The 26,870-nt window shown below is 71.4% G+C and carries 18 protein-coding genes; 15 read left to right on the top strand and 3 right to left on the bottom strand.

Annotated elements, in window-relative coordinates; genetic code table 11:
• Positions 1-13: 13 nt before the first annotated feature.
• The 8 genes from ABD784_RS06745 to ABD784_RS06780 all read left to right on the top strand — a co-directional run bounded on the left by ABD784_RS06745 (position 14) and on the right by ABD784_RS06780 (position 13,791).
• Positions 14-244 carry an acyl-CoA carboxylase subunit epsilon gene (locus ABD784_RS06745; RefSeq protein WP_344881874.1) on the top strand — a complete coding sequence of 77 codons (231 nt, stop codon included), beginning with the start codon at positions 14-16 and terminating at the stop codon, positions 242-244.
• An 81-nt stretch (positions 245-325) separates the two neighbouring features.
• Positions 326-2,044: a DUF885 domain-containing protein gene (locus tag ABD784_RS06750; protein ID WP_344881877.1), complete on the top strand. Its 1,719-nt coding sequence runs from the start codon at positions 326-328 to the stop codon at positions 2,042-2,044.
• Positions 2,045-2,493: 449 nt separating this feature from the next.
• The gene (locus tag ABD784_RS06755) at positions 2,494-4,932 is read left to right on the top strand and encodes an HNH endonuclease signature motif containing protein (RefSeq protein ID WP_344881880.1); all 2,439 of its coding nucleotides are present in this window, start codon (positions 2,494-2,496) and stop codon (positions 4,930-4,932) included.
• 260 nt (positions 4,933-5,192) lie between these two features.
• Positions 5,193-6,596, top strand: a complete 1,404-nt coding sequence (locus tag ABD784_RS06760) for a dicarboxylate/amino acid:cation symporter (protein ID WP_344883439.1) — start codon at positions 5,193-5,195, stop codon at positions 6,594-6,596.
• 179 nt (positions 6,597-6,775) lie between these two features.
• Positions 6,776-7,438, top strand: a complete 663-nt coding sequence (locus tag ABD784_RS06765; protein ID WP_344881883.1) for a TetR family transcriptional regulator — start codon at positions 6,776-6,778, stop codon at positions 7,436-7,438.
• A 131-nt stretch (positions 7,439-7,569) separates the two neighbouring features.
• Positions 7,570-11,088 (top strand): MMPL family transporter, encoded by a 3,519-nt coding sequence (locus ABD784_RS06770; RefSeq protein WP_344881886.1) that lies wholly within the window; start codon positions 7,570-7,572, stop codon positions 11,086-11,088.
• Positions 11,089-11,213: 125 nt separating this feature from the next.
• A complete protein-coding gene (locus ABD784_RS06775; RefSeq protein ID WP_344883442.1) occupies positions 11,214-11,894 on the top strand; it encodes a Maf family protein in 681 nt (226 codons plus the stop codon).
• Positions 11,895-12,024: 130 nt separating this feature from the next.
• Entirely contained in the window at positions 12,025-13,791 is a 1,767-nt protein-coding gene (locus tag ABD784_RS06780) for an acetyl/propionyl/methylcrotonyl-CoA carboxylase subunit alpha (protein ID WP_344881889.1), read from the top strand.
• A gap of 76 nt (positions 13,792-13,867) precedes the next feature.
• Here the strand turns inward: ABD784_RS06780 and ABD784_RS06785 are convergent, their stop codons facing one another.
• Positions 13,868-15,106 carry an ROK family transcriptional regulator gene (locus ABD784_RS06785; protein ID WP_344881892.1) on the bottom strand — a complete coding sequence of 413 codons (1,239 nt, stop codon included), beginning with the start codon at positions 15,104-15,106 and terminating at the stop codon, positions 13,868-13,870.
• A gap of 111 nt (positions 15,107-15,217) precedes the next feature.
• On the opposite strand from ABD784_RS06785, the gene ABD784_RS06790 reads away from it, so the two are divergent.
• From ABD784_RS06790 to ABD784_RS06805, 4 genes are all read left to right on the top strand, one after another.
• On the top strand, positions 15,218-16,489 hold the full coding sequence (locus ABD784_RS06790) for an ABC transporter substrate-binding protein (protein WP_344881894.1): 1,272 nt from the start codon (positions 15,218-15,220) through the stop codon (positions 16,487-16,489).
• Positions 16,490-16,506: 17 nt separating this feature from the next.
• Positions 16,507-17,430, top strand: coding sequence for a carbohydrate ABC transporter permease (locus ABD784_RS06795; RefSeq protein ID WP_344881896.1), 924 nt, complete (start codon positions 16,507-16,509; stop codon positions 17,428-17,430).
• Positions 17,431-17,432: 2 nt separating this feature from the next.
• Positions 17,433-18,326, top strand: coding sequence for a carbohydrate ABC transporter permease (locus tag ABD784_RS06800; protein WP_344881899.1), 894 nt, complete (start codon positions 17,433-17,435; stop codon positions 18,324-18,326).
• Positions 18,327-18,406: 80 nt separating this feature from the next.
• Positions 18,407-20,149 (top strand): glycoside hydrolase family 13 protein, encoded by a 1,743-nt coding sequence (locus ABD784_RS06805; protein ID WP_344881902.1) that lies wholly within the window; start codon positions 18,407-18,409, stop codon positions 20,147-20,149.
• Between the two features lie 158 nt (positions 20,150-20,307).
• Here ABD784_RS06805 and ABD784_RS06810 read toward each other — a convergent pair whose 3' ends face one another.
• Together ABD784_RS06810 and ABD784_RS06815 are read right to left on the bottom strand one after the other, a co-directional pair.
• Positions 20,308-21,711, bottom strand: coding sequence for an MFS transporter (locus tag ABD784_RS06810; protein ID WP_344881905.1), 1,404 nt, complete (start codon positions 21,709-21,711; stop codon positions 20,308-20,310).
• Between the two features lie 174 nt (positions 21,712-21,885).
• Positions 21,886-23,295 carry an NAD(P)H-quinone dehydrogenase gene (locus ABD784_RS06815; RefSeq protein WP_344881908.1) on the bottom strand — a complete coding sequence of 470 codons (1,410 nt, stop codon included), beginning with the start codon at positions 23,293-23,295 and terminating at the stop codon, positions 21,886-21,888.
• Positions 23,296-23,411: 116 nt separating this feature from the next.
• On the opposite strand from ABD784_RS06815, the gene ABD784_RS06820 reads away from it, so the two are divergent.
• From ABD784_RS06820 to deoC, 3 genes are all read left to right on the top strand, one after another.
• Positions 23,412-24,221 (top strand): purine-nucleoside phosphorylase, encoded by an 810-nt coding sequence (locus tag ABD784_RS06820; protein ID WP_425582936.1) that lies wholly within the window; start codon positions 23,412-23,414, stop codon positions 24,219-24,221.
• A gap of 10 nt (positions 24,222-24,231) precedes the next feature.
• Positions 24,232-26,034 (top strand): phospho-sugar mutase, encoded by a 1,803-nt coding sequence (locus tag ABD784_RS06825; protein ID WP_344881911.1) that lies wholly within the window; start codon positions 24,232-24,234, stop codon positions 26,032-26,034.
• A gap of 83 nt (positions 26,035-26,117) precedes the next feature.
• Positions 26,118-26,789 (top strand): deoxyribose-phosphate aldolase, encoded by a 672-nt coding sequence (gene deoC, locus ABD784_RS06830; protein WP_344881914.1) that lies wholly within the window; start codon positions 26,118-26,120, stop codon positions 26,787-26,789.
• Positions 26,790-26,870: the final 81 nt, after the last annotated feature.

Raw genomic sequence — 26,870 nt, forward strand, 5'->3', positions numbered from 1 at the left:
ACGGAGCATCATCATGACGGTCGAGACCAGCACCACCGAGGCGGCCCCCCTGGTCCAGGTGGTCCGCGGCAATCCGACGCCCGAGGAGCTCGCGGCACTGACCGCCGTCGTCCTCTCCCTGGGAGAGGGCACGACGGCGGCTGCCGGGGACCGCGCGACGCGTCGCCAGACGCTGCGCAAGCGGGTGCGGCACACGCGGCGTCTCATTTCGATGCCCGGCGCCTGGCGCAGCGGACGGTTCTAACGGCTGCCGAATCGGCATGGCCCTGAGCTGAATTCCGGTGGAACCCGTTGTTCACTGAATCGTTCACGATAGGGTTGTCGTATGACCCAGAGCACTACTTCGACCTCGACGAGCCGTGCAACGACGGCCATCGACGAGGTGGCCAACGCCTACTTCGACGGCCTCATCGAGCGCAATCCCGACTTCGCCACGACCCTCGGGCTGCCCGGGCGGGAGACCGAGTACGGCGATCATTCCCCCGCCGGCCGGGAGGCGGAGGCCGCGGCGGCGCGTGAGACGCTGGCCGCCCTCGATGGTCTGGAACCGGTCGACGACGTCGACGCGGTGACGCTCGACGCCATGCGCGAGCGCCTGGGACTCGAACTCGAGATCCACGAGACCGGGGTCGTGGAGCTGAACAACCTCGCCTCCGCCGCGCAGTCGATCCGGAGCATCCTCGACCTGATGCCGCAGGAGACCGCCGAGCACTGGGAGCACATCTCCGGTCGGCTCGCGAATCTGCCGCAGGCGCTGGATGGGTACATCGAGTCCCTCCGCGATGCCCAGAGCCGCGGTCAGGTCCCGGCGCGACGGCAGGTCGCCACGGTCATCGAGCAGACACGCGACTACGCCAAGGACGACGGCTACTTCGAGCGGCTGGCGCAGGACGCCGTCGTACTCGACGGAGAGCTGCCGGCGGAGCTGCGCGTGGAACTGACCAAGAACGCCCGTGTCGCGGCGGAGGCCTACGATGCGTTCGCCGACTACCTGGAGGTCGAGCTGCTGCCGGAGGCGCGCGAGGAGGACCCGGTGGGGCGCGACTACTACGCACTGATGTCGCGCCGGTTCCTCGGTGCCGAGATCGACCTCGAGGAGACCTATGCGTGGGGCGTCGAGGAGCTCGAGCGCCTGATCGCGGAGCAGCGGGAAGTCGCCGAGGCGATCAAGCCGGGTGCCACCATCGAGGAGGCAAAGGAGCTGCTCGACGCCGATCCAGCCCGCCAGCTGCAGGGCACGGACGCGCTCCGGGACTGGATGCAGGAGAAATCCGACGCTGCCATTGCGGCACTGAAGGACAGTCACTTCGAGATCCCGGAGCCGATGGACCGGCTCGAGTGCATGATCGCCCCCACGCAGGAGGGCGGCGTCTACTACACCGGCCCGTCCGACGATTTCTCCCGCCCGGGCCGCATGTGGTGGTCCGTGCCCGCGGGCGAGGACGAGTTCACCACGTGGGCGGAGACGACGACGGTCTACCACGAGGGCGTCCCCGGCCATCATCTGCAGATCGCCACGCAGACCCGGTTGAAGGAGCTGCTCAACAACTGGCGGCGCCATGCGTGCTTCACGTCGGGCCACGCCGAGGGGTGGGCGCTCTACGCCGAGCGGCTCATGCTCGATCTCGGCCATCTGGCCGATCCGGGAGACCACATGGGCATGCTGGACATGCAGCGGATGCGGGCGGCCCGCGTCGTCTTCGACATCGGCGTCCACCTTGGGCTGGAGATCCCGGAGCAGTGGCGGGACGAGCTGCTGGCCGACGGCGGCGCGTCCACGTGGACACCGGAGGTCGGGTTCGAGTTCCTCAAGCGGCACCTGGCCATCTCGGAGGGCCAGCTGAAGTTCGAGTTCACGCGCTACCTCGGGTGGCCGGGCCAGGCACCGTCCTACAAGGTCGGACAGCGCCTGTGGGAGGAGATCCGCGACCAGCGGCGTCAGAACGAGGGTGAGGCGTTCGATCTCAAGGCCTTCCACACCCAGGCCCTCGCCGTGGGATCGGTAGGACTGGATACCTTGCGCCGGGCACTTCTGCCCAGCTGAGCGCCTCTTCCGACACTGCGCTCAGGACGAGCCACGCATCGCGCACGGCTCACCACCGCATTGATGGCGGGGCACGAAATCACTTCGTGCCCCCCCATCGGCGTCTGGGGCCCCACCATTGAATGCAGAAGAGCTCGAGTACGCTGTCGGCTCACAGTGTTCGAAGAAACTTTCGAACAAGTATGGAACCCTGTGAATACATCTTCTAGAATAGCTCTATGGCAGTTTCGGATCCGCTCGTGCTGGGCATCGGGGAGTTCGTCGTCACCGTCGGTGACGGCCTCCCGGCCGCGCGTGCGGATTCTTCCGTGACCGGGGCGCTTGCCCTGGCTCACGACCCTGTTCACAACGCTGCGGTTCCCGACGCCGCGTCGTCTGTGGCGGAGGCTTCCGGGGCACCGGCGGATGTGCGAGGGGCGGGCACTCCGCCCGGGCCCGGGGAGGCGGTCATGATTCCGTGCCCGCTCATGGGTGCCGAGGCCGTGGCGGCGTTGGCTGGCCGGTTCTCGCCGGAGGGCTTGCTGGCATTCTCGGAGGCGTTGAAGCGGTTCGGCGAGGCGGTGATGCTCAGGGCGATCGCTGATCTGGACGCCCGGGACGCGGAGATCATCCGGGCGGATCTGGACGACCTGGGCCGCTCCTCGGAGGCAATGGCGGCCTCGCTGGGCAAGGGGCGCCTCGTCGAGCGGGCCCCGGATGAGGCGTTGGCGCAGGAGATCGCCCAGGTCCGGGGTGTCTCCCGGTACGGGGCGGCCCGCGATGTGGAGCGTGCCCGCCTGCTGTGCAGGGATCTGCCCGAGCCGTTCGAGGCCCTGGCCTCCGGCCGTCTGGGTGCCCTGCATGCCCGGAATATGGTGGATCTGGCCTCCCGCATCCCGGCAGCCGAGGTGCCGGCGGCATCGTCGAAGGACCCGGCCGCCCTCGAGGAGCGGGCCCGCCGGGTGGCCGAGGCCGAGCGGGCCCAGCGGCAGCGGCGCCAGGCCTTCTGCACGGACGTGCTCGAGCGGTCCACGGGCAAGACGCCGGGGCAGGTGGAAGGGTTCGGGAAGCGGCGCCTGGAGCGCGAGCTGGGCGAGCCGTTGGAGGTCCGGCACCGCAACGCCCGCAAGAGCCGGCGGGTCGAGCTCTACGCGGAGGATGACGGCATGTGCTACCTCTCCGCCTACCTGCCGACCCTCGCCGGAGAGGCGATCATGCGCCGACTCGAGGACTACGCCCGGCTCCACCGCCACGACTCCGCCGCCGACCCCGCCGCCCAGAACCCGAACCCCCAGAACCCGAGCTCCCCGAACCCGAGCCCCCAGAATCCGGACGTTCAGAACCCGGGCGTTCAGAACCCGGGCGTTCAGAATCCGAGTATCCGCGGCGCCGGTGCCGCAGGATCGGCCCCGGATGCCCCGGATGCCCCGGATGGGTCGGAGGGATCGGAGCAGCGGACGCTGGGACAGCTGATGGCGGACGCGTTCATGGACCTGCTCCTGGCCGGGCCGGCCGGAGCCGGGCTGGAGAACATCGTCCCGTCCGTCGTCGTGACAGTCCCGGCCGAGCTCTTTCCCACTCTCGGCACCGACGGAAGCACCGAGGGCAGCAGCGTTGTGGGCAGCGGCGCAGCCGCGGCGAGCGCCGATCCCGCCGCCGAAAAGCCGGCCCCGGCCAAGGATTCGGCGGCCCCGGCCGGAGGCTCGGCGGCCCCGGCCCCGGCCTCGGCGCCGGTGCCAGTGCCGGCGGCGGCGGCGGCCCCGCCGTGTCCGGCTCCTGCGTCGGATCGAGAGGCTGCCGCGGATCGGGCTCCCGCTGCCGATCCGCCGACCGCTACGGGTCCTCCGGGCCCGGGTGGGCGGCCCGTGCCGGTCGCGGAGGTCGAGCGGCTCGGCCCGGTAGATCCAGACTCGCTACGGCGGATCATCGGAGCAGCGCCGACGTGGACGCGGATCGTGACCGATCCGTGGACCGGGGCGATCCGCGCCTTCGACGCGGAGGCCTACCGGCCCCCAGCCGCCCTCCGCCGCGCCCTGGCCCTGCGGGACCGCACCTGCCGGGTCCCCGGCTGCGGTCGCCGGGCGACCGCCTGCGAACCGGACCACATCCTCGAGTGGCAGCACGGCGGCACGACCCGCATGGAGAACCTCGTCTCCCTCTGCAAGCGCTGCCACCGGCTGAAGTCCTGGGGACTGATCACCTGCGAGATGACGCCCGCGGGCACCCTGACCGTGACCACCCACCTCGGCACCGCCACGACCACCTACCCCGACGCCGCCTGGGCCATCAACGGACCCACCCCGGCCGAACCAGCCAGAACGGCCGAGAATCCAGCCCCCGCAACCCCGGCAAGTCCCGCAACCCCGTCAACCCCGGCAGCCCCGTCAAGTCCGGCACCCCCGGCACCCCCGGCAACCCCGGCACGCCAGGCACCCCCGGCAGTCCTGACGTCGCCGCGGCCGAAGCCAGCCAGGGCACGCCCGGCACCGACCCAGGCCGAGGCCAGAACCAACACCGAGACCGGCCACACGGCCACCGTTCAGAGCGCGCCGACCGGACCCGACGCCCACCCGACTCCCGCCCAGAGGTTCCCGGTCCCGGCCCGGATCGCCGCCTGGATCAAGGCCTCCCCCCGCCCCTGGACCCCCGACCACCAGCGGACCCCGAACCCGGCCAACCAAGACGATCTCGGCATCGACTGGGACACCGCCGACCTGATCATCGAACCCGGCACCGGCACCCCACTGCCCCTCTGGGCGCCCACCAGCAGCACCGCGATCTTCGAGGCCGTCGAGACCGCCAAGAACCGGACCGACCCCGCAGAACTGACCGAGGAAGGCCACCTCGAACACCTCACCGCCGCCCTCATGCGCGACCTCGTCAACTACCTCGAACCCGCACCCTTCTAGCCCCTCCACCCCGACTTCCTCTCACCTTTCTAGCCCCCGCCCCTTGGGCCGGCAGCATCCGCGTCGCACGGCCCGTGCTGATCGTCGAGCAGCCCGGCCGAACGGCCGCGGGTTGAACTCTGACGGGTGACTCGGTGACCGCCATCACGCCGTAGTCACGGCACGTCATAGTCGCTTCATCTTTTTGCCCGACGCTTCTAGCGTTGCCACGCGTGAGCACTCAAACCTTCGAAATACGCAAGCGGCGGTTGCCCCGCTGGATGACGGCGTTCGGCCCCCAGATCATCGCCGGCCTCATCCTCGGCGTCGTCCTCGGCCTCGTCGCCAAGGCGACCGGCAGCACCGCCGACGACCCCAATGCCCTCGGCCAGACCCTCGAGATCATCGGCTCCTCCTATGTGAGCCTGCTGCGTACCGCAGTCATCCCGCTGATCTTCTTCGCGATCATCGCCTCGATCGCGAATCTGGCACAGGTCACCAACGCAGCACGCCTCGCCTGGAAGACGCTCCTCTGGTTCGCCATCACCGCGCTGATCGCCGTGGTCATCGGCATCGTGCTCGGCACGGTCTTCCAGCCGGGTGCCGGCACCGGCCAGACGGCCCCGGAGGGCTACGACGGCAACACCGGCAGCTGGCTCGCCTTCCTCGAGGGACTCATCCCCGCCAACTTCCTCGGCCTCGAGGTCTCGGGCAGCTTCGACGCCGAATCCGGTTCGGTCTCCAACCGCGTCGGCTTCAACGTCCTCCAGATCCTCGTGATCGCCATCGCGATCGGCGTCGCGGCACTCAAGGTCGGCAAGGCCGCCGAGCCGTTCCTGAACTTCTCGCGCTCGATCCTCGCAGTCATCCAGAAGGTCCTCTGGTGGATCATCCGCCTCGCGCCGCTCGGCACCGTCGGCCTCCTCGGCAACGCCACGGCCACCTACGGCTGGGACACCATCGGCGCACTCGGCAAGTTCACGGCGGCCATCTACGTCGGCCTCCTGCTGGTGCTCTTCGCGGTCTACCCGACCCTGCTGAAGCTGAACGGCCTGTCCGTGCGCAAGTACTTCGCCGGCGCCTGGCCCGCGATCCAGCTCGCCTTCGTCTCCCGGTCCTCGATCGGCACCCTCCCGCTCAGCCAGCGCGTCACCGAGCGCAACCTCGGTGTGCCGGCCGGCTACGCCTCCTTCGCAGTGCCGCTCGGGGCGACGACGAAGATGGACGGCTGCGCCGCCATCTACCCGGCGATCTCGGCGATCTTCGTCGCCCAGTTCTTCGGCGTGGACCTCTCGATCATGCAGTACCTGCTGATCGTCCTGGTCTCCGTCATCGGCTCGGCCGCGACCGCCGGCACCACCGGCGCCACCGTGATGCTCACGCTGACCCTGACCACGGTCGGGCTCCCGCTCGAGGGCGTCGCCCTGCTGCTGGCCGTCGACCCGATCGTCGACATGGGCCGCACCGCGGTCAACGTCGCGGGCCAGATCCTGGTGCCCACCCTCGTCGCCAAGCGCGAGGGCATCCTGGACGACTCCACCTACAACGCCGCCAATCCGCTCGACCCCTTCGAGGACGACGACGCCGCGGCAACGCTCGAGGTCGGCTCCGAAAGCACCCCGGGCGAGACGCACGGTGGCAAGACGCACGACGGCGAACCCGTCACCGCGGGCCGCGCCTCCTAGGCACGCCCACCACGGCCGAGACTTCGTCGGCCCGGCTCACCGGCCGGCGACTCCTGCACCAGGAGTCGCCGGCCGCCGTCGTTAAGGCACGGACCAGGCTGCAGGGCGCCGCCGAGGACCGGCCCGCACCCCTCCGGCGACTTTGCACGCCGTGCAACTTGCACGTAGTGTAAGTTTCCGTGAATCACTCGATGGGCCAGTCGCCGCCTGAGATGTCCGAGCGGCCGCCGGAGCTGAACCGGCGCGAACAGAACAAGGCGCTCACGCGCCAGACCATTGCCGACGCCGCACTGGATCTCCTGCGGAGCGGCGGCGCCGAGGCGCTCACCGCCGAGCGCGTCGCCGAGGCCGCCGGAGTCTCGCGCCGCACCTTCTTCAACTACTTCCCCACCCTCGAATCGGCACTGAACGTCCCGATGGAGGTCTTCCTGAACCAGGCCGTCGCACAGATGACCGGCATGCCGGCCGGCGTCCCGGTCGCCGACGCCGCACTGCGCGCCATGCGCGACTCGATCGACGAGGACGCGCTCCGCCCCGTCGCCGAGCTCTTCCTGCTCTCCACGGACAACCCCCAGCTGGAACGGCTGCAGCTGTCCTCGTGGAACGAATGCGCCGAGCGCGTCCTGGAGATCATGCGCGAGGTCTCCGACGCCCCCGAACTGATCACCACTGCGTTCTCGCACGCGCTCCTCGGAACCGGTCGGGCGGCCTTCCTCCACTGGCGTTCGGCCCTCGACGGCGACCTCTCCCCCGCGTCCCTCACCGAGCTCAAGCAGTGCATCACCGATGCGCTCGGCCAGCTCCGCGACGGCTTCCCCGCTTTCGTGCACGCACCGCAGTAGCAGCACGACGACGGCGCCGCGCCTTGCGCACGGTCCCCGTCGATCGGCCCGCCCCTCCGCGCGGCCGCCGGAGCACCACCAGTACCCATCGCCGGATCCACCACCGGATCACACCCCGAAAGGCCCCGCCCGTGGCTTCCTTCCTGTACCGCATCGGCCGCGCAGCCTACCGCCGCCGCTGGTGGTTCATCACCGCGTGGGCGGCCGTGCTGACACTCGTCGCCCTCTGCGCCGGCCTCTTCATGGGCACGCTGACCAACCAGTTCAGCATCCCGGGCACCGAGACCCAGCGGACGCTCGACCGGCTGAAGGAGGAGTTGCCCGAGGCCGCCGGCGGCAGCGGCACCATCGTCTTCCAGACCGCGGACGGCGAGCCGTTCACGCAGTCCCAGCGCGACGCCGTCGCCTCCGCCCTCTCCGGACTCGACGCGCTCGAGCCCATCCGCGAGGCTCGGGACCCCTTCGCGACGCAGCAGCAGCTCGACGACGCCGTGGCCGAGCTCGACGACGCCCGCGCCCAGCTCGACGAGGGGCGCGCCGAGCTGGAGGACGGACGCCGGCAGCTGGCCGACGGCCAGCAGCAGCTCGAGGAGGGGCGCGCCGAGATCGCCGACGGCTGGGAGCAACTGGAGGCCGGCAAGCAGGAACTCGCCGAGGGAAGGGCGCAGCTCGAGGCGTCGCGCCCGGAGCTCGAGCAGGCACGCCAGCAGCTCGAGAGCGGCCGGGCGGAGTACCGGGCGGGCGAGGAGAAGCTCCAGGCCGGCCGGGCGGAGTACCGGGCGGGCCAGGAGAACCTCGCCGCCGGCCGGTCCGAGTACGAGTCCGGCCTGGCGGAGTACCGGCAGGGGCTGGAGGAGATCCAGTCCGGCCAGCAGCAGCTCGCGGCCGCCGAGGAGGAGCTCGCCGCGGGCCAGACCGAACTGGACGCGGGACGGGATCAGTTCGAGGCCGGCGTCGCGCAGCTGACGTCGCAGCTCGGCGTCGGCACGCTCGCCGAGGCCGCCCAGGCCCTCGACGCGCAGCAGGCCCAGCTCGATGCCGCCGCGGAGTCCGGCGAGATGCCGGACGAGGACGTGGCGGCCGCCCAGGCGGAGATCGACCAGGCCCGCGCCGGGGTCACCGAATTGCAGCAGACGGCCGAACGGCTCGAGGCCGGACAGGCCGAGCTGGATCAGGGCCGCGCCACGCTCGAGGCCAAGCAGCAGGAGCTCGCGGACGGCGAGGCGCAGCTCGCCGGCGCCAAGCAGCAGCTCGACGCGGCACAGCAGGAGCTCGCGCAGGGCCAGGCCGAGCTCGACGCGGCGAAGCAGCAGCTCGCCGATGGTCAGGCCGAGCTCGACGCGGCGGCCGCGCAGCTCGCCGAGGGCGAGGAGCAGCTGGCCGCCGGCGAGCGCCAATTCGCCGCCGGCCAGGCGGAGCTCCAGGCCGGCGAGGAGGAGATCGCCGCCAACGAGCAGCGCCTCGTCGAGGCCGAGGAGAAGCTCGAGGCCGAGGCCGCCCGCATCCCCGAGGCCGAGGCGGAGCTGGCCGAGGGCGAGCAGGAACTCGCCGACGCCGAGGACCAGATCGGTCTCGGCGCCCGGCAGGCCGCCGCCAGCGAGGGCCTCCGCTTCGTCTCCGAGGACGGCACGACGGCGGCAGCCGCCATCCAGCTCGTCGGCTCGGCCGACGCTCTGACGCCGGAGCAGCGCGACGAGATCCAGCGGGTGGCCGGCGCGGTGGAGGCCGAGGGCGTCGACGTCCACTACTCGAAGGAGATCATCCAGGATCTCAGCGAGGTCTTCGGTGCGGCCGAGATCATCGGCATCGTCATCGCGGCGATCGTCCTCTTCGTCATGCTCGGGACGGTGGTAGCGGCCGGATTGCCCCTCGTCGTCGCCGTACTGGGCGTCGGGGTGGGCGTCGGCTCGACCATGGCCCTGTCCAGCCTGATCGACATGGCCTCGATCACCCCTGCCCTCGCCCTCATGCTCGGCCTCGCCGTCGGCATCGACTACTCCCTCTTCATCGTCCACCGTCATCGGCGGCAGCTGCTCGAGGGCATGGAGATGGAGGAGTCCATCGGCCGGGCGACCGGCACCAGCGGCAACGCCGTCGTCTTCGCCGGACTGACGGTGGTGATCGCCCTGGCCGCCCTGGTGGTCCCGGGCCTTCCCTTCCTCTCCATCCTCGGGCTCTCCGCGGCGTTCACGGTCGCCGTCGCGGTCGTCATGGCGGTCACGCTCACCCCGGCCATCCTGGCTGCGCTCGGCCACCGACTGCTCTCCCGCAAGGCCCGCGCCGCCGCAGCCGCGGCGCGCGCCTCGCTCGCCGGCGGCACGCACGGCGAGGCGGCCCCGACCCCTGACACGACCCCTGACACGGCCCTGGTCAGCACCGCGAAGCCGCGCGGCTGGGGCGCCGTCGCCACCCGGCGGCCGTGGCTGACCGCCGTCGTCTCGATCGCCGTGCTCGGCGTGATCGCCCTGCCGGCCCTGGACCTGCGGACCGCTCTGCCCGACGGCGGCGCCGAGCCGGAGGGCTCCAGCGCCCGTATCGCGTACGACGAGGTGAGCGAGCGCTTCGGCGCCGGCTACAACGGACCGCTCATGGCCGTCGTCGACCTGCCGCGGCAGGAGGACGGCTCGCCGCTGGACGAAGAGGCGGCGACCGAGGCCAACCTCGACGTGTCCGACTACCTGCGGGACGTGGACGGCGTCGTCGCCGCGGTCCCCGTGGCGACGAACGAGGAGCACACCGTCGGCGTCCTCCAGATCATCCCCGAGGCGGGCCCCGCCGACGCGGCGACGGAGGAGCTCGTCCACGACCTGCGCGCCCAGAGGGGAGCGATCGAGGACGCGACCGGCTCGACCGTCTCGATCACCGGTCAGGTGGTCGGGCAGATCGACGTCTCGGAGAAGCTCGCGGAGGCCCTCCCGGTCTACCTGGCGATCGTCGTCGGGCTGTCGCTGGTCCTGCTCCTGCTGGTGTTCCGCTCGATCGTGGTCCCGCTCCTGGCGACCGCGGGCTTCCTGCTCTCGCTGTTCGCGGCCTTCGGCGCCACAGTGGCGGTCTACCAGTGGGGCTGGCTCGGCACGGTGTTCGACGTCAGCGCGCCCGGGCCGATCATGAGCTTCCTGCCGATCCTGCTCACCGGCATCCTGTTCGGCCTGGCCATGGACTACCAGGTGTTCCTGGTCTCGGGGATGCGGGAGGCCTACGCCCACGGCGGCGATCCGCGCGCCGCCGTCACGTCCGGTTTCCGCCACGCGGCCCCGGTGGTGACCGCGGCCGCCCTGATCATGGCGAGCGTCTTCGCCGGCTTCGTCTTCAGCCACATGACGATGATCCGGGCCATTGGCTTCTCGCTGGCGTTCGGCGTGCTCTTCGATGCTTTCGTGGTCCGCATGACGCTCACGCCGGCCGTCATGCACCTCCTCGGCCGCCACGCCTGGTACCTGCCGCGCTGGTTGGATCGGATCCTGCCCGACGTCGACGTCGAGGGCGCCAAGCTCCGGTCGGGCCCGCCGGTGGAACGCCGGTCCGACGAGGAGGCGTACGGCGTTGACGAGGCGTACGGCGTCGAGGAGGCCTTCGGGCCGGACGGGTTCTACGAGACGGCGGGGTCGCCGGAGACGAGCGAGCTCCCGGCGTCGAGCAGCCGGGCGTAGCAGCCGGGCGCAGCAGCCGGGCGTAGCGGCAGGGCGTATACGGTGGTGGCATGACCGAGAACCCCGCTGCGCCCGCATCCGACGAATCCGCCGCCACCGCCTCCGCGGGGGCCTCCTCCGAGGAGCTGCCCCTGCTCGTGCTCGCCTCCCAGTCCCCCGGCCGTGCCCGGGTGCTGCGGGAGGCCGGCATCGCCTTCGAGGCCATCGTCTCCGAGGTCGACGAGGACGCCGTGCTGGCCGAGGCCGAGGCGAAGTACGGCGAGCACTCGGCCGCGGACACCGCTCTGCTCCTCGCTCGGGCGAAGGCCGAGGCCGTCGCGTCCCTGGACGCGGCCGACGGCGCCGTGGTCCTCGGGTGCGACTCGGTGTTCGAGCTGGACGGCGTCGCCTACGGGAAGCCGTACACGGCCGATGTCGCGATCGAGCGCTGGAAGCAGATGCGCGGCGCCACGGGCGTCCTGCACACCGGTCACTGGCTGATCGACAACCGCGCCGGCGACGAGGTCCTCGACGCCGAGCCGTCCGCTGCCGAGGACCAGGACGACGACGGCGGCACCGGGGCCACACTCGGCACGGTCACGTCGGCCTCCGTCGCCTTCGTCCACGCCACCGACGCGGAGATCGAGGCGTACGTCGCCACCGGCGAGCCCCTCCCCTGCGCCGGCGCGTTCACGATCGACGGCCGCGGCGCCGCGTTCATCGAGCGCATCGAGGGCGACCCCCACACGGTGGTGGGGCTCTCCGTCTCCACCCTCCGCGACCTGCTCGAACCGGCCAACCTCGCGATCACGGACCTCTGGGAGTAACGGACCCACCCGATTTGTAGGCACCCTACAAAATCAGGGGCACGGCGTGCGGTATCCGGTCCCGTCAGGGGTCGGGAACCGACAAAGGGAGTAGGCTCCTTCCTGTCCCAGAGAAGGAGAACCCCTGCGCATGGCCAAGCTGTCCAAGGTCCTCATCGCCAACCGCGGCGAAATCGCCGTCCGCGTGATCCGCGCCGCCCGCGACGAGGGCATCGCCTCCGTCGCCGTCTACGCCGACCCGGACCGCGACGCCCTGCACGTCCGGCTCGCCGACGAGGCCTTCGCCCTCGGCGGTGCCACGGCTGCCGACTCCTACCTGGACATGGAGAAGCTGCTCGATGCGGCGCGCCGGTCCGGAGCCGATGCCGTGCACCCCGGGTACGGATTCCTCTCTGAGAACGCCGATTTCGCCCAGCAGGTCATCGACGCCGGTCTGACCTGGATCGGCCCGTCACCGGACGCGATCGCCAAGCTCGGCGACAAGGTGCAGGCGCGGCACATCGCCGAGAAGGTCGGCGCACCGCTCGTCCCCGGCACCAAGGACCCGGTCGAGTCGACCCAGGAGGTCCTCGACTTCGCCGACGCCCACGGCCTGCCGCTGGCCATCAAGGCCGCCTACGGCGGCGGCGGCCGCGGCATCAAGGTCGTCCGCCAGCGCGAGGAGATCCCCGAGCTCTACGACTCCGCCGTGCGCGAGGCGACGGCCGCCTTCGGCCGCGGCGAGTGCTTCATCGAGCGCTTCCTGGACGCGCCCCGCCACGTGGAGACCCAGTGCCTCGCCGATGCGCACGGCAACGTCGTGGTGGTCTCCACCCGCGACTGCTCCCTGCAGCGCCGCAACCAGAAGCTCGTCGAGGAGGCGCCCGCGCCGTTCCTCTCCGCGGAGCAGAACGCCCGCCTCTACGAGGCCTCGAAGGCGATCCTGCAGGAAGCCGGCTACGTCGGCGCCGGGACGTGCGAGTTCCTGGTCGGCCAGGACGGCGTGATCTCCTTCCTGGAGGTCAACACCCGCCTGCAGGTGGAGCACCCCGTCTCCGAGGAGGTCACCGGGATCGACCTGGTGCGCGAGCAGTTCCGCCTCGCGCGCGGCGAGGAGCTCGGATACACCGACCCGGAGATCCGCGGCCACTCCTTCGAGTTCCGGATCAACGGCGAGGACGCCGGCCGGAACTTCATGCCGGCCCCGGGCACCCTCTCCACGCTCAGGCTCCCCACGGGCCCCGGCGTGCGCGTCGACTCGGGCGTCGAGGAGGGCGAGACGGTCTCCGGGAGCTTCGACTCGATGATCGCCAAGCTGATCGTCACCGGTGCCACGCGGCGGCAGGCAGCCCAGCGCGCCCGCCGCGCGCTCCAGGAGTTCACGATCGAGGGCATGCCCACGGTCCTCCCGTTCCACCTGGCCGTCATGGACGATGACGCCTTCGTCCCGGACGAGGGCCCGTTCAGCGTCCATACGCGCTGGATCGAGACGGAGTTCCGGAACGAGATCGCCCCCTTCGACGCCGCGCAGTCCGCCCAGGCGGCCGAGGACGACGGCGAGCGCCAGGCCATCACCGTCGAGGTGGGCGGCAAGCGCCTCGAGGTGGTCCTCCCCGCCGGGCTCGGCTCCGTCGCCGCCCGCTCCAACGGCAAGCCCAAGCGCAAGCGGTCCGCCCGGTCCAGCTCCGCCGCGGCCGTCTCCGGCGACGACCTCACGAGCCCGATGCAGGGCACGATCGTCAAGGTCGCCGCGGCGGCCGGCGACGAGGTGGCCGAGGGCGACCTGATCGTGGTGCTCGAGGCCATGAAGATGGAGCAGCCGCTCACGGCCCACAAGGGCGGCGTCCTGGAGGGATTGCAGGCGAAGGTCGGCGACACGGTGAATGCCGGCGCGGTCATCGCCACCATCACGGACTGACCCGGCCCAGCCCGGATCGACGACGGCGCCGCTCACCTCACGGTGGGCGGCGCCGTCGTCGTTCCAGCAGCCGGCCTCAGACCGGATCCAGGGCTGAGGCCCGGACCAACGCGATGGCCGACTCGACGGCCCCGCGGAGCACCACGTCCTCGCCGAGCTCCGAGGCGACGAGCTCGGCCCACGACATCGTGGACTCGTGCCCCATGAGCTCACGCACCCGCTCGAGCACGGGCAGCGCCGAGGCCGCGACGGCCCCGGCGACGATGATCCGCTCCAGGTCCAGCAGGCCCGAGAGCAGCATGGCGACCTGCGCCAGGGTCTGCGCGAGCTCGTCGACGATCGCGGCGGCCAGCTCGTCGCCCTCGCGCGCCGCCGCGAAGACGTGCTCGGCCCTCACGCCGTCGAACGGCAGGCTCGCCAGCGAGCTCGCGGCGAGCCGACCGTCCGCGTGGGCGCGCACGACCTCCTGCCGTGCCCGGTAGGTCATGCCGTGCGGGTGGCCCACACCGGTGACGAGCTCCAGCACGCGCATCTCGCCGACGCCGCCGCGGCGCCCCCGGAGCAGGTGACCGTCGATGACGACCCCCGCGCCGAAGCGCTCCCCGGAGAGCAGCGTGGCGTAGGACCGCACGCCCGCGTGGGCGCCGGCCGAGGCCTCGGCGACGGCCGCGAGATTCGCATCGTTGTCCGCCATCGCGTGCCAGGGCCGGTCCGCGAAGACGGTGACCAGGTCCGCGTTCATGCGCGACCAGAAGTTGTCGAGCGTGTCGGACGGGGACCGCCCCTCGGCGTCGACCGGTGCCGGGACGCCGAGGGCGATCGCCGCGACGTCGCCGTCGTCGAATCCGGCCTCCGCCAGGAGGCCATCGACGAGCCCCGCGAGCATCCGGCGCCGCTCGGCGCCGGTCGCCTCCGGGGCGGGGTGGCAGCGCCGGCGCCGCACCTCGGCGCCGCGCAGGTCCGCCAGGACCGCCGTCATGGTGTGCTGACCGGCGTCGACGCCGACGACGTGGGCGCGGCCGGGGTTGAACGTGTAGCGGAGCGCCGGGCGCCCCTTGGCACTCACCCCTGCGGCGCGCGAGTCACCGGCCGGCCGGAGCCACCCGGCCCCCTCCAGGTCCTTGCAGAGGCCGAGCACCGTCGCGCGGGTGAGCCCGGTCAGCTCCATCAGGTCCGAGGCGGTCAGCGGCCCGCGCGACCACGCGGCCTCGAGGAGGCGGTAGGCGTTGTCGCGGCGCAGGGACGGCGCCGGAGCCGCGTCCGGGACACGTGCCTCGGCGGCGGGGCCGATCGAGTCGTCTGCGACTTTTTTCACTCCACGAGTATAGGCAAGTATTGATTTAGGTGCTAAATTTAGTGCCGCAATCATGTGGTGCTCATCACAAGGGGCTTCCGGGCCCTCCTCTACCTCCTCAAGGAGACGAGTATGGCTACACCGCCACCATCGGCCGTCTCGCGGCGGCGATTCCTGACCGGCGCGGCCGGGCTCGCCGGCCTCGGCCTCGCCGGATGCTCGGCCAGTGCCTCCGAGGCGACCGAGATCCGCTTCTACCAGACCAAGCGCGAGGTGATCGGGCACATCGGCGACCTGCTCCAGCAGTTCCGCTCGGAGCACCCCGGCATCCGTCCGATCCACGACACCAGCGAGGGCACCCTCAACGGGATGTTCGTGCGCAGCTCGCCGCCCGATCTCGCCCTGCAGCTCTACAACTTCGAGATGGCGCGTTTCCAGGAGCGCGGCGAGCTCTCCGACCTCTCGGACCTGCCGCAGGCGAAGCTGATCGCCCCGGCCGTCCAGCGGCAGCTCGAGCTCTACCCGCTGTACCCCGGCCGGACGTCCGTCCTGCCGTACTCCCTGATGGCGGCGGGCGTCATCTTCAACCGCGAGATCTTCGCCGAGCACGGAGTCGAGGTGCCGCGGACCCACAGCGAGTTCGTCGCGGCGTGCGAGACCTTCCGCGCGGCCGGGGTGACCCCGATCTACAACACCTACGGGGACGCCTGGTCCGTCAAGCAGGGCCTGGTGGACTACTGCGTCGGCGGCCTCGTGGACGTCATCGACTTCTTCAAGCAGCTGCGGGAGATCGGGCCCGACGTCGGCCCCGACTCGCCCGTGTCCTTCAGCAGGACGCTCCGCGAACCGCTGGAACGGATGCTGGAACTCGCGAAGTACTCCAACGACGACGCCGCGAGCCGGAAGTACGGCGACGGGAACGTGGCCTTCGCCAACGGCGAGGCCGCCATGTACTTCCAGGGACCCTGGGCCCTGATCGAGATCGAGAAACTCAACCCGGACCTGCAGGTCGGCACCTTCCCGCTGCCGATGACCGAGGACCCCGCCGACAACCGGGTCCGCGTCAACATCGACCTCGCGCTCTGGATCCCGGAGGGATCGCAGCACCAACCGGAGGCGCGCGAGCTCCTGGGCTTCCTGACCCAGCCGGAGGTCCAGGACGCGTACAACGAGTTCGCCCTCGGCTTCGGCGTCCGCACAGATGCCCCGCCGGTCACCGACCCCCGGATCGCGGACCTGCAGCCCTTCATCGACCGCGGCGCGGTCTACCAGGGAGTCTCCCAGGGCGTCCCGCTCACCATCCCCTTCGAGAACTACTGCCAGAGCCTGGTCTTCGGGGCCGACCTCGACCAGACCCTGCGCACCCTCGACGCCGACTGGGCCCGCCTGGCCAAGCGGGCCTGACCGACTAGGAGCACACCATGTCCACCCTCATCAAGGCACCGCCGGCCACCCCGGCTCCGGCACCGGACGGCCTGCGGCCGACCCGCAGGCGCGGGCCCGACACCACGCACCTGCTCTTCCTGCTGCCCACGCTCATCGCGTTCACCCTGTGCATCGTGCTGCCAGCGATCATGGGCGTCTTCTTCAGCTTCACGAACTCCGTGGGCTACGGCGACTGGGACTTCGTGGGACTGGCCAACTACCGGCTCATGTTCACCGACCCGGCGATCCTCACCTCGTTCGGCTTCACCCTCGGCTTCTCGGCCGTCACCGTGGTGGTGACGAACGTGCTCGCCTTCCTGCTCGCCGTCGGCCTGACCTCCCAGATCCGGTTCCGCGTCCCGATGCGGGCGATCTTCGTGATCCCCATGGTGGTCTCCCCGATCATCATCGCGTTCGTCTTCCAGTTCCTCTTCGCCAAGTCGCTCCCGGCAGCGGCACGGAGCCTCGGGCTCGGCCCCCTGCAGGAGAGCATCCTCGCCGACCCGGACCTGGCCTGGATCTCGATCGTCGTCGTCACGGCCTGGCAGGCGATCCCGCAGGCCCTGCTGATCTTCATCGCCGGGCTGCTCGCCATCCCCCGCGACCTCTACGAGGCCTCGGCCCTGGACGGCGCCGGTCCATGGAAGCAGATGCGGATGATCACCATCCCGCTGATGGCCGGCTACATCCTCATCAACGTGGTCATCACCTTCAAGAACTTCCTCAACGCCTACGACATCATCGTGGGCCTCACCGACGGGGGCCCCGGAACGGCGACGCGCTCGGTGGCCATGACGATCTTCTCCGGTTTCGAGACCGGCGACTATGCGTACCAGATGGCCACGGCGACGATGTTCTTCCTCATCACCCTGGCCATCGCCCTCGTCCAGCTGCGCTTCATGCGCGGGAAGGAGCAGTGACCATGTCCGTCCGCAGCTACGACTCCCTCGGCACCACCCGCCGCGTCCCGGTCAGCCGTTCGCAGGCCCGGCTCGGCAGGGACCGCTACAACGTCCCGCTGACGCTCCTCCTGGCCGTGTGCACGCTGGCGGTGCTCGTCCCGCTCTTCGTCACGATCAACATGGCCTTCAAGACCGGTTCGCAGGCGGTCCAGGCCGAGGCGTTCGCCCTGCCGAGCCCGATGAGCGTCGAGGGGTTCCTGGAGGCCTGGCGGCTGACCGACTTCCCCGCGGCCTTCGCCACGTCGCTCTTAGTCTCGGCCGTCGCCGTCGCCGGAGCCGTGCTGATCAGCAGCATGGCCGCCTACGCGATCCACGCGAACTGGGAGCGGCGGGCCTTCAAGTTCGCCTTCTTCTACGTCCTGGCGGCGATGTTCCTGCCGTTCCCCGTGCTCGCCCTCTCGCAGATCAAGCTCACCGGCATCGTGGGACTCGATACCCCGTTGGGCGTCGGCATCCTGCACGTGATGTTCCTGCTCGGCTTCAACGTCATGCTGCTGACCACCTTCCTGCGCAACATGCCCGGCGAGCTCGAGGAAGCGGCCCGCATCGACGGCGCCTCGACGTGGCAGACCTTCTGGCGGATCATCTTCCCGCTGCTCGCACCGATGAGCGCCACCGTGGGCATCTTCGCGTTCCTATTCTCGTGGAACGACTTCATGATGCCGTCCATGATCATCTCCGATCCGAGCATGCAGACGCTGCCGGTAGTCAACCAGCTCTTCCAGAGCCAGTTCAGCAGCAACTACCACGTGTCCTTCGCGTCCTACCTGATGGCCATGGCGCCGGCGATCGTGGCGTTCGTCTTCACCCAGCGCTGGGTCCTCTCCGGGGTCACGCAGGGCGCCGTGAAGTAGCTGTGAACCAGCGCAGTGCACCAGCGCGCGCACCATCGACCTCCACCGACTCGATCCCGAACCGAAAGGAAACCATCCCCATGACCCTCGCGCAACAGGCCAGCACCCAGCAGGCCGGCACCCAGCAGAGCGGCACCCACCACGCCGACCTGCAGGGGGCCGTCGTCGCTCCGACGGACTCGGCCGCCACCTGGTGGCGCCAGGCGGCCGTCTACCAGATCTACCCGCGCAGTTTCGCCGACGCCAACGGCGACGGCATCGGCGACCTGCAGGGCATCATCTCGCGCGTCCCATACCTCACGGAGCTGGGCATCGACGCCGTCTGGCTGAGCCCGTTCTACCCGTCGGCCCTCGCGGACGGCGGCTACGACGTCGCCGACTACCGCGACGTCGACCCGCGCATCGGCACGCTCGAGGAGTTCGACGCGATGGTCGCCGCCCTCCACGGGGAGGGCATCAAGGTGGTGGTGGACATCGTGCCCAACCACTCCTCGAACGATCACGTGTGGTTCCAGGAGGCCCTCGCCGCCGCCCCCGGGAGCCCGGCGCGGGAGCGCTACATCTTCCGCGACGGCAAGGGCCCCGACGGCTCCGAGCCGCCGACCGACTGGCAGAGCATCTTCGGCGGGCCGGCGTGGACCCGGGTGGCCGACGGCCAGTGGTACCTGCACCTGTTCGCCCCCGAGCAGCCCGACTTCAACTGGGCCAACCCCGAGGTGCGCGACGACTTCCTGGAGACGCTGCGCTTCTGGTCGGACCGCGGCGTCGACGGCTTCCGCATCGACGTCGCCCACGCCCTGACCAAGGACCTCACCGACCCGCTGCCCTCGCGGGCCGAGCTCGACTCCATCCCCCGCGGCGGCGGCGAGCACCCGATCTGGGACCGCGACGACGTGCACGAGATCTATGCCGAGTGGCGGAAGGTCTTCGACTCCTACGATCCGCCCCGCACCGCAGTGGCGGAGGCCTGGGTGGAGCGCCACCGCCGTCCGCGCTACGCGAGCGCCGAGGGGCTCGGGCAGGCCTTCGAGTTCGACCTGCTGACCCAGGCGTTCGACGCCGCCGCGTTCAAGGAGGTCGTCGTCGACAGCCTGGCGCTGGCCGCCGAGTCCGGCTCGTCCTCCACCTGGGTCCTCTCCAACCACGACGTCGTCCGGCACGCCACGCGTTACGGCCTGCCGCCGCTGCCGACCGGCGTGGGAAGCACCGAGCAGGACATGAAGCAGGGCGCGGGGTGGGTGCTCGCCGGCGCGCCGGAGGACCAGCTGGACCGGTCCCGCGGCGAGCGCCGGGCCCGCGCGGCCTCGCTGTTCGAGCTGGCCCTGCCGGGCTCCGCCTACCTCTACCAGGGCGAGGAGCTGGGGCTGCACGAGGTCGGAGACATCCCCGACGAGGCCCGGCAGGACCCGACGTTCTTCCGCAACCCCGGGGTGGACAAGGGCCGCGACGGCTGCCGCGTGCCGCTGCCGTGGACCCGGTCCGGGTCCTCCTACGGCTTCGGCGACGGCGACGCCCACCTGCCGCAGCCGGACTGGTTCGCCGACTACTCGGTGGAGGCCGAGTCGGGCGTTCCGGGATCCACGCTGGAGATGTACCGCACGGCCCTGCGACTGCGGCGTGAGCTCCAGACGGAGGAGCGGCTCGAGTGGGTCGCGACCGGCCGTGAGGACGTGCTGGCCTTCCGCCGCCCCGGCGGCTGGCTGACCGTCACGAACTTCGGGGCCGCCCCGTTCCCGCTGCCCGCGGGCGAGGTGCTCGTCGCCAGCGGCCCGGTGGCCGACGGGGCCCTCCCGGGCGAGTCCACGGCCTGGGTGCGGCAGTAGCGGGGTCCGCTCGGATGCGCCGCCACGGCGGGATTCGGGCGGACCGGCAGTGAGTACGACGGCGGGGCCGGCACCTGGGTGCCGGCCCCGCCGTCGTACTGGATCCGCGGGAGCGGATTCCGTCCCGGGTCGCGCCCGGGAGCGATCTCCCGCGGCCGTCAGGCCACGTTGTTGTCGTAGTCGACGTCGCGGGTCTCGCGGGTCAGCCACAGGGCCGCGAACGTCAGCACGGCGGCGACCGCCAGGTAGACGCCCACCAGCACGGTGTTGCCGCCGCCGGCCTGCCACAGTGCGATGGCCACGAACGAGGCCGGTGCGGCGCCGATGACCGACGAGAGGTTGTAGGCCACGGCCGAGCCGGTGTAGCGGACGTTCGCCGGGAAGAGCTCCGGCAGCACGGCGGCCATCGGGCCGAAGGTGAGGCCCATGAGGGTGAAGCCGACGATCAGGCCCGCCATGGCCGCCCCCGTGCCGGGGCCGAAGAACAGCGACCAGGCCAGGCCGAAGGCGAGGATCCCCGCCGTCACCCACAGGAGGAAGCGGCGGCGGCCGAGCTTCTCTGCCAGCGGCCCGGAGACCACCGTGAAGATGCCGAAGAAGACCACGCCGATGATCAGCATGGTGAGGAAGAGCGGTCGGTCGATGCCGAGCCCGGGAACGAACGCGGCCGCGTCGAAGGCGGTGCCGGTCTCGGCCGCGGCCGCGCGAGCCTGCTCCTCGGTCTCGGCGGTGCCGTAGGTCAGCGTGAAGGACGTCATGAGGTAGAACAGCACGTACGTGGCCAGCATGATGAACGTGCCGGCGAGGACCGGGCGCCAGTGGTGCTTGAAGGTGGCGGCCAGCGGGGACTTCTCGACCTTCTTCTGCGCCAGCACGTTGGTGAAGGCGACGGACTCGACCAGCTTCAGGCGGACGTACAGTCCGACGGCCACCATGACGGCCGAGAGGATGAAGGGCACGCGCCAGCCCCACGACTGGAACTGCTCGGCGGTCAGCGACAGCTGCAGGCCGACGAAGAGCAGGTTGGCGACGATGAAACCGATCGGGGCGCCGAGCTGCGGGAAGGTGCCGTAGATGGCGCGCTTGCCGGCCGGGGCGTTCTCCGTGGCCAGCAGGGCGGCGCCGGACCACTCGCCGCCGAGGGCCAGGCCCTGGGCGAAGCGCAGGAGCACCAGCATCAGCGGCGCGAGCACGGTGAAGTTCCCCTGTGCCGCGGGCAGGAAGCCGATCAGGAAGGTCGCGATGCCCATCGTGAGCAGGGAGGCGACGAGCGTGCCCTTGCGTCCGATCCGGTCGCCGAAGTGGCCGAACAGGATCGAGCCGAGGGGGCGGGCCACGAAGGCGACGCCGAAGATGGCGAACGCGCTGAGGATGGCGTTGATCTCCGTGGCGTTCGGGAAGAACAGCGCCGGGAAGACGAGCACCGAGGCGGTGGCGTAGATGTAGAAGTCGTAGAACTCGATCGTGGTGCCGATCAAGCTGGCGAAGATGACACGGCCGCGCGTGTTGGCGGCCGGTCGCGCGCCGCCCGCCGACGGGGCGGTGGGGAGTGGGGCAGTCACGGTACTTCCTTCTCACTCGGATGGATGTGATGGGGTCCCATCCTAGGAAGCGCTCGCCATATTGTGGACGTTCTGTCCATATTATGAACAGAATGCAACGAACTGCCCGTCGGCCGGCGACACGGTGCGGGGTCGCGCGGGGGCGGGCCGGTGCTTCCCGGCCCGCCGGTCCCCCTACAGGTGGACGTGCAGGCGCCGGGCGGCCTCGGAGATCGAGCCGGCCAGCGACGGGTAGACCGTGAACGTCTCGGCGAGATCGTCCACGTGCAGCCGCTTCCGGACCGCCAGGCCGATCGGGAAGATCAGCTCGGACGCGCGCGGCGCCACCACCACGCCGCCGACCACGGTGCCGGAGCCCTTCCGGGCGAGGATCTTCACGAAGCCCTCGGAGACGTTCATCATCTTCGCGCGGGCGTTCGTGGTGAGGTCCAGCTTGATGATGTCCGCCTGGTACTTGCCCTCGGCGACCTCCTGCTCCGTGACGCCGACCGTGGCGATCTCCGGGCTGGTGAAGATGTTCGCCGAGACCTCGGTCAGCTTCAGCGGCTTCACGGCGTCGCCCATCAGGTGCGCGATCGCGATGCGGCCCTGCATCGCGGCGACCGAGGCGAGCGCGAACACGCCGGTGCAGTCGCCGGCGGCGTAGATGCCGGTCGCCGTGGTGCGGGAGACGCCGTCGACCTTGATGTGTCCGGACTCGGCGATCTCCACGCCGGCCTCCTCCAGGCCGAGGTCCTTGGTGTTGGGGATGCCGCCGACGGCGACCAGGCAGTGGCTGCCCTCGACCACCTCGCCGGAGTTCAGCGTCACCTTGACGCCGTCGCCGTCGCGCTCCACCGCGTCGGCGCGGACCTTGCTCTTGACCGTGATGCCGTTGCGCTCGAACGCCGTCTCCAGGACCTTCGCGGCATCGGCGTCCTCGCCCGGGAGCACGTGGTCGCGGGAGGACACGAGCGTGACCTTGGTGCCCAGCAGGTTGTAGGCGGAGGCGAACTCGGCGCCGGTCACACCGGAGCCGACGACGATCAGGTGCTCGGGGATCTCCTGCAGGTTGTAGATCTGGGTCCAGTTGAAGATCCGCTCCCCGTCCGGCTGGGCGGTGGGGAGCTCGCGGGCCTTGGCGCCGACGGCGAGCAGGACGGCGTCGGCCTCGAGCCGCTCCTCCCCTCCATCGAGCCGCTTCACGGCGACGGTCTTCCCGTCCTCGAGGCGGCCCTCGCCCAGGATGATCCGCACGCCCGCGCGCTCAAGCCCGGCGTGGATGTCGCCCGACTGGTCCTTGGCGAGCGCCAGCAGGCGCTGGTTGACCATGCCCAGGTCGGCCGTGGCCTCCTCGGCGCCCACCTGCACGCCGAAGTGCACGGCGTTGCTCACGCGGCGCATGGCGTCGGCCGTGGCGATGAGGGTCTTCGAGGGCACCACGTCGGTGAGGACGGTCGAGCCGCCGAGCCCCTGGCGCTCGACGAGGGTCACGTCGGCCCCGAGATGGGTGGCGACCATCGCGGCCTCGTAGCCGCCGGGGCCACCGCCGATGATGACGAGACGGATGTTGTTCAGCGCATGAGTAGAGGTCACGAGGCCCATTGTCTATCAGATGGCGCTCCGTTGCATCCCACACCGGCGGGCCCGGTGGATCGCAGGGGAGGCGGACCGCGCAGCCCCGCCGGGACGCGGCCGGGCGCAGGCGGTAGGTTAGTCCCGTGAGCGAGAATGTGAACGAACCCTTCGAACTGGCCGCAGAGGCCGCCGCCGCCATCGCCGAGGCCACCGGCGTGGACTCGCACGACGTCGCGCTGGTGCTCGGCTCCGGCTGGGGCGGCGCAGCCGACCTGCTCGGCGAGACCACGCACACGGTCCCGGCCGACCAGCTGCCCGGATTCCATGCGCCCGCCGTCGCCGGCCATGTCGGCACGGTGCGCTCGGTCCTCACCCCGTCCGGCCGGCGGATCCTGGTCCTCGGCGCCCGCACCCACTTCTACGAGGGCCGCGGCGTGCGCGCCGTCGTCCACGGCGTCCGGACGGCCGCGGCCGCCGGGTGCCGCACCGTGGTCCTCACCAATGGCTGCGGCGGCCTGAACCCCGCCTGGTCGCCCGGCACCCCGGTGCTCATCAGCGACCACATCAATCTCACGGCGTCGTCCCCACTCGAGGGCGCCACCTTCGTGGACCTGACCGACCTCTACTCCTCGCGCCTGCGGGAGCTGGCCCGAGGCGTGGACCCGACGCTGGACGAGGGCGTCTACGCCCAGTTCACCGGCCCGCACTACGAGACCCCGGCCGAGGTCCAGTATGCGAAGCGCATCGGAGCGGACCTGGTGGGCATGTCCACCGCGCTGGAGGCCATCGCCGCCCGCCACGCCGGGATGGAGGTCTTCGGCATGTCGCTGGTGACCAACCTCGCGGCCGGCATCAGCGACGAGCCGCTCAGCCACGAGGAGGTCATCGAGGCCGGGCGCGCCGCCGGCCCGCGGATCTCCAAGCTGCTCGCCGAGATCGTCGACCGGATCTGAGGCCTCGCCCATGAGCACCCCCGAGGACGTCCGCCCGTACCCTCCCGTCGACCTCCTGGAAGAGGCGCGGCGCTGGATCGCGGAGGACCCGGACCCCGCGACGGCCGCCGAGCTCACCGGGCTCGTCGAGGCGGCCGCGGCCGGGGACGCGACCGCACGCGCCGACCTGGAGGACCGCTTCGCCACCACGCTCGAGTTCGGCACCGCCGGCCTGCGCGCAGCCCTCGCCGCCGGACCCAACCGGATGAACCGACAGGTGGTGCGCCGCACGGCCGCCGGCCTCGCCGCGTTCCTGCTGCGGACCGCCGGCGGCCAGTACACCCCGCGCGCCGTCGTCGGCTTCGACGGCCGCTACAACTCGGAGGTCTTCGCCGAGGAGACGGTCGCCGTCCTCACGGCCGCCGGCATCGATGCGTCCCTGCTGCCGCGGACCCTGCCGACGCCGGTCCTGGCCCGCGCCGTCCGCGCACTGGACGCCGAGGCAGGCGTCATGGTGACGGCGAGCCACAATCCGCCGCAGGACAACGGCTACAAGGTCTACCTCGGCGGCCGCGCCGTCGACGCCGACGGCCGCGGTGCCCAGATCGTGGCTCCGCTGGACGCCGCCATCGCCGCCGGGATCCGGTACGACGGCGCGCTCGACTCGATCCCGCTCGCCGCCTCGGGCTGGACCGTCCGCGGCGAGGAGCTCGTGGACCGCTATGTCCGCGACGTCGTCGCGCTCTCCCCCGCCACCGCGGCGAACCGGGGCGAGCGCGCGGACCTCGGCATCGTCCTGACCTCGATGCACGGGGTCGGCGGCGACACCATGCAGCGCGTCTTCGACGGCGCCGGCTTCACGCGCGTGTCGCCGGTGGCCGAGCAGGCCGAGCCCGACCCCGATTTCTCCACGGTCGCCTTCCCCAACCCCGAGGAGCCGGGCGCGATGGACCTCGCGCTCGCCCGCGCCGCCGAGGTCGGCGCCGACCTCGTGATCGCGAACGACCCCGACGCCGACCGCTGCGCCGCGGCCGTCCCCACGGCCGTCGACGGCGGCACCGACTGGCGCATGCTCCGCGGGGACGACGTCGGCGCACTGCTCGGCGAGTCCCTGGCCGCCCGGCTCGGCGCCGCCCGGCTCGGCGGCGCCCGGCTCGGCGGCGCCGCGGACGCGGCCGACGGGCCCGTCTTCGCCAACTCGATCGTCTCCTCCCGCCTGCTCGGGCGCATCGCGGCCCGGCACGGCATCGCCCACCGCGAGACGCTGACCGGCTTCAAGTGGATCGCCCGCGTCCCGGGCCTGGCCTACGGCTACGAGGAGGCGCTCGGCTACTGCGTCGCGCCCGGCCTCGTGCGGGACAAGGACGGCATCTCGGCGGCCCTGCTGCTGGCCGACCTCGCCGCCGGCCTGAAGGCCGCCGGGAGGTCCCTGCTGGACGAGCTGGACCGGCTGGCCCTCGAGCACGGCGTCTACGCGACGGACCAGCTCTCGGTGCGCGTCGCCTCCCTGGACGAGCTCGGGGCCATGATGCGGCGCCTGCGGGCCGAGCCGCCGCGCGGCCTCGCCGGGTCGGAGGTCCTGACCTCGCTGGACCTGCAGACCGGCTCCGCCGCCTTGCCCCCGACCGATGCCCTGCTGTACCTCACGGCGGACGACACGCGCGTGATCGTCCGCCCCAGCGGCACGGAGCCGAAGCTGAAGTGCTACCTCGAGGTCGTCGAGCCCGTCGCCGCCCCGGACGGTCTCGCGGACGCACGCGGCCGGGCCGCCGAGCGGCTCGCGCGGGTGCGGACCGACGTCGCGTCCGCCCTGGGCGTCGCGGAACAGCGCTAGACCCGGACCCACCGGCGCCGGCGCTACGCCGCCGCCCATCACTGACCATCGACAGCTCTCCACGACTTTCCCCGGGAGGAACCATGAGCGACATCGCCAGCTACATCGACCACACCCTGCTGAAGCAGGACGCGCCGCGGGAGGACATCCTGACCGCGGTGGAGGAGGCGAAGAAGTACCGCTTCAAGTCGGTGTGCGTGAACCCCGTCTGGGTGCCGCTGGTCTCCGCGGAGCTCGCCGGGTCCGGCGTCCTGACCTGCTCCGTGATCGGCTTCCCCTTCGGCGCCACCCTCACGTCCGTGAAGGCGTTCGAGGCCGCGCAGGCCATCGAGGCCGGCGCCGACGAGATCGACATGGTGATCGACATCGCCGCGGCCAAGCGGGGGGACGAGGCGGCGCTGGTGGAGGACATCCGGGCTGTGGCCGGAGCCGTGCACGACGGCGGCGCGATCCTCAAGGTGATCATCGAGACGGCCATGCTGGACGACGAGCAGAAGGTCCTGGCGTGCCGGGCCGCGGTCGCCGCGGGCGCGGACTTCGTCAAGACCTCCACGGGCTTCGGCGGCGGCGGCGCCACGGTGGAGGACGTGCGGCTGATGCGCCGGACGGTCGGGCCGGAGATCGGCGTGAAGGCCTCGGGCGGCGTGCGCTCGCTGGCGGACGCCGAGGCGATGATCGCGGCCGGCGCCACACGGCTGGGCGCCAGCTCGGGAGTTGCTATTGTAGAGGGAGCAGAATCGTCGTCCGCCTACTAGGCGGGACACAAGTCATTTCCGCCCCGTCACGCCGCCGCCTCCCGCGCCGGCGGACCGCAGGGCGGGGCGCGAAACAAGGAG

The organism is Zhihengliuella alba (assembly GCF_039538765.1).
GTDB classification, from domain to species: Bacteria; Actinomycetota; Actinomycetes; order Actinomycetales; family Micrococcaceae; genus Zhihengliuella; species Zhihengliuella alba.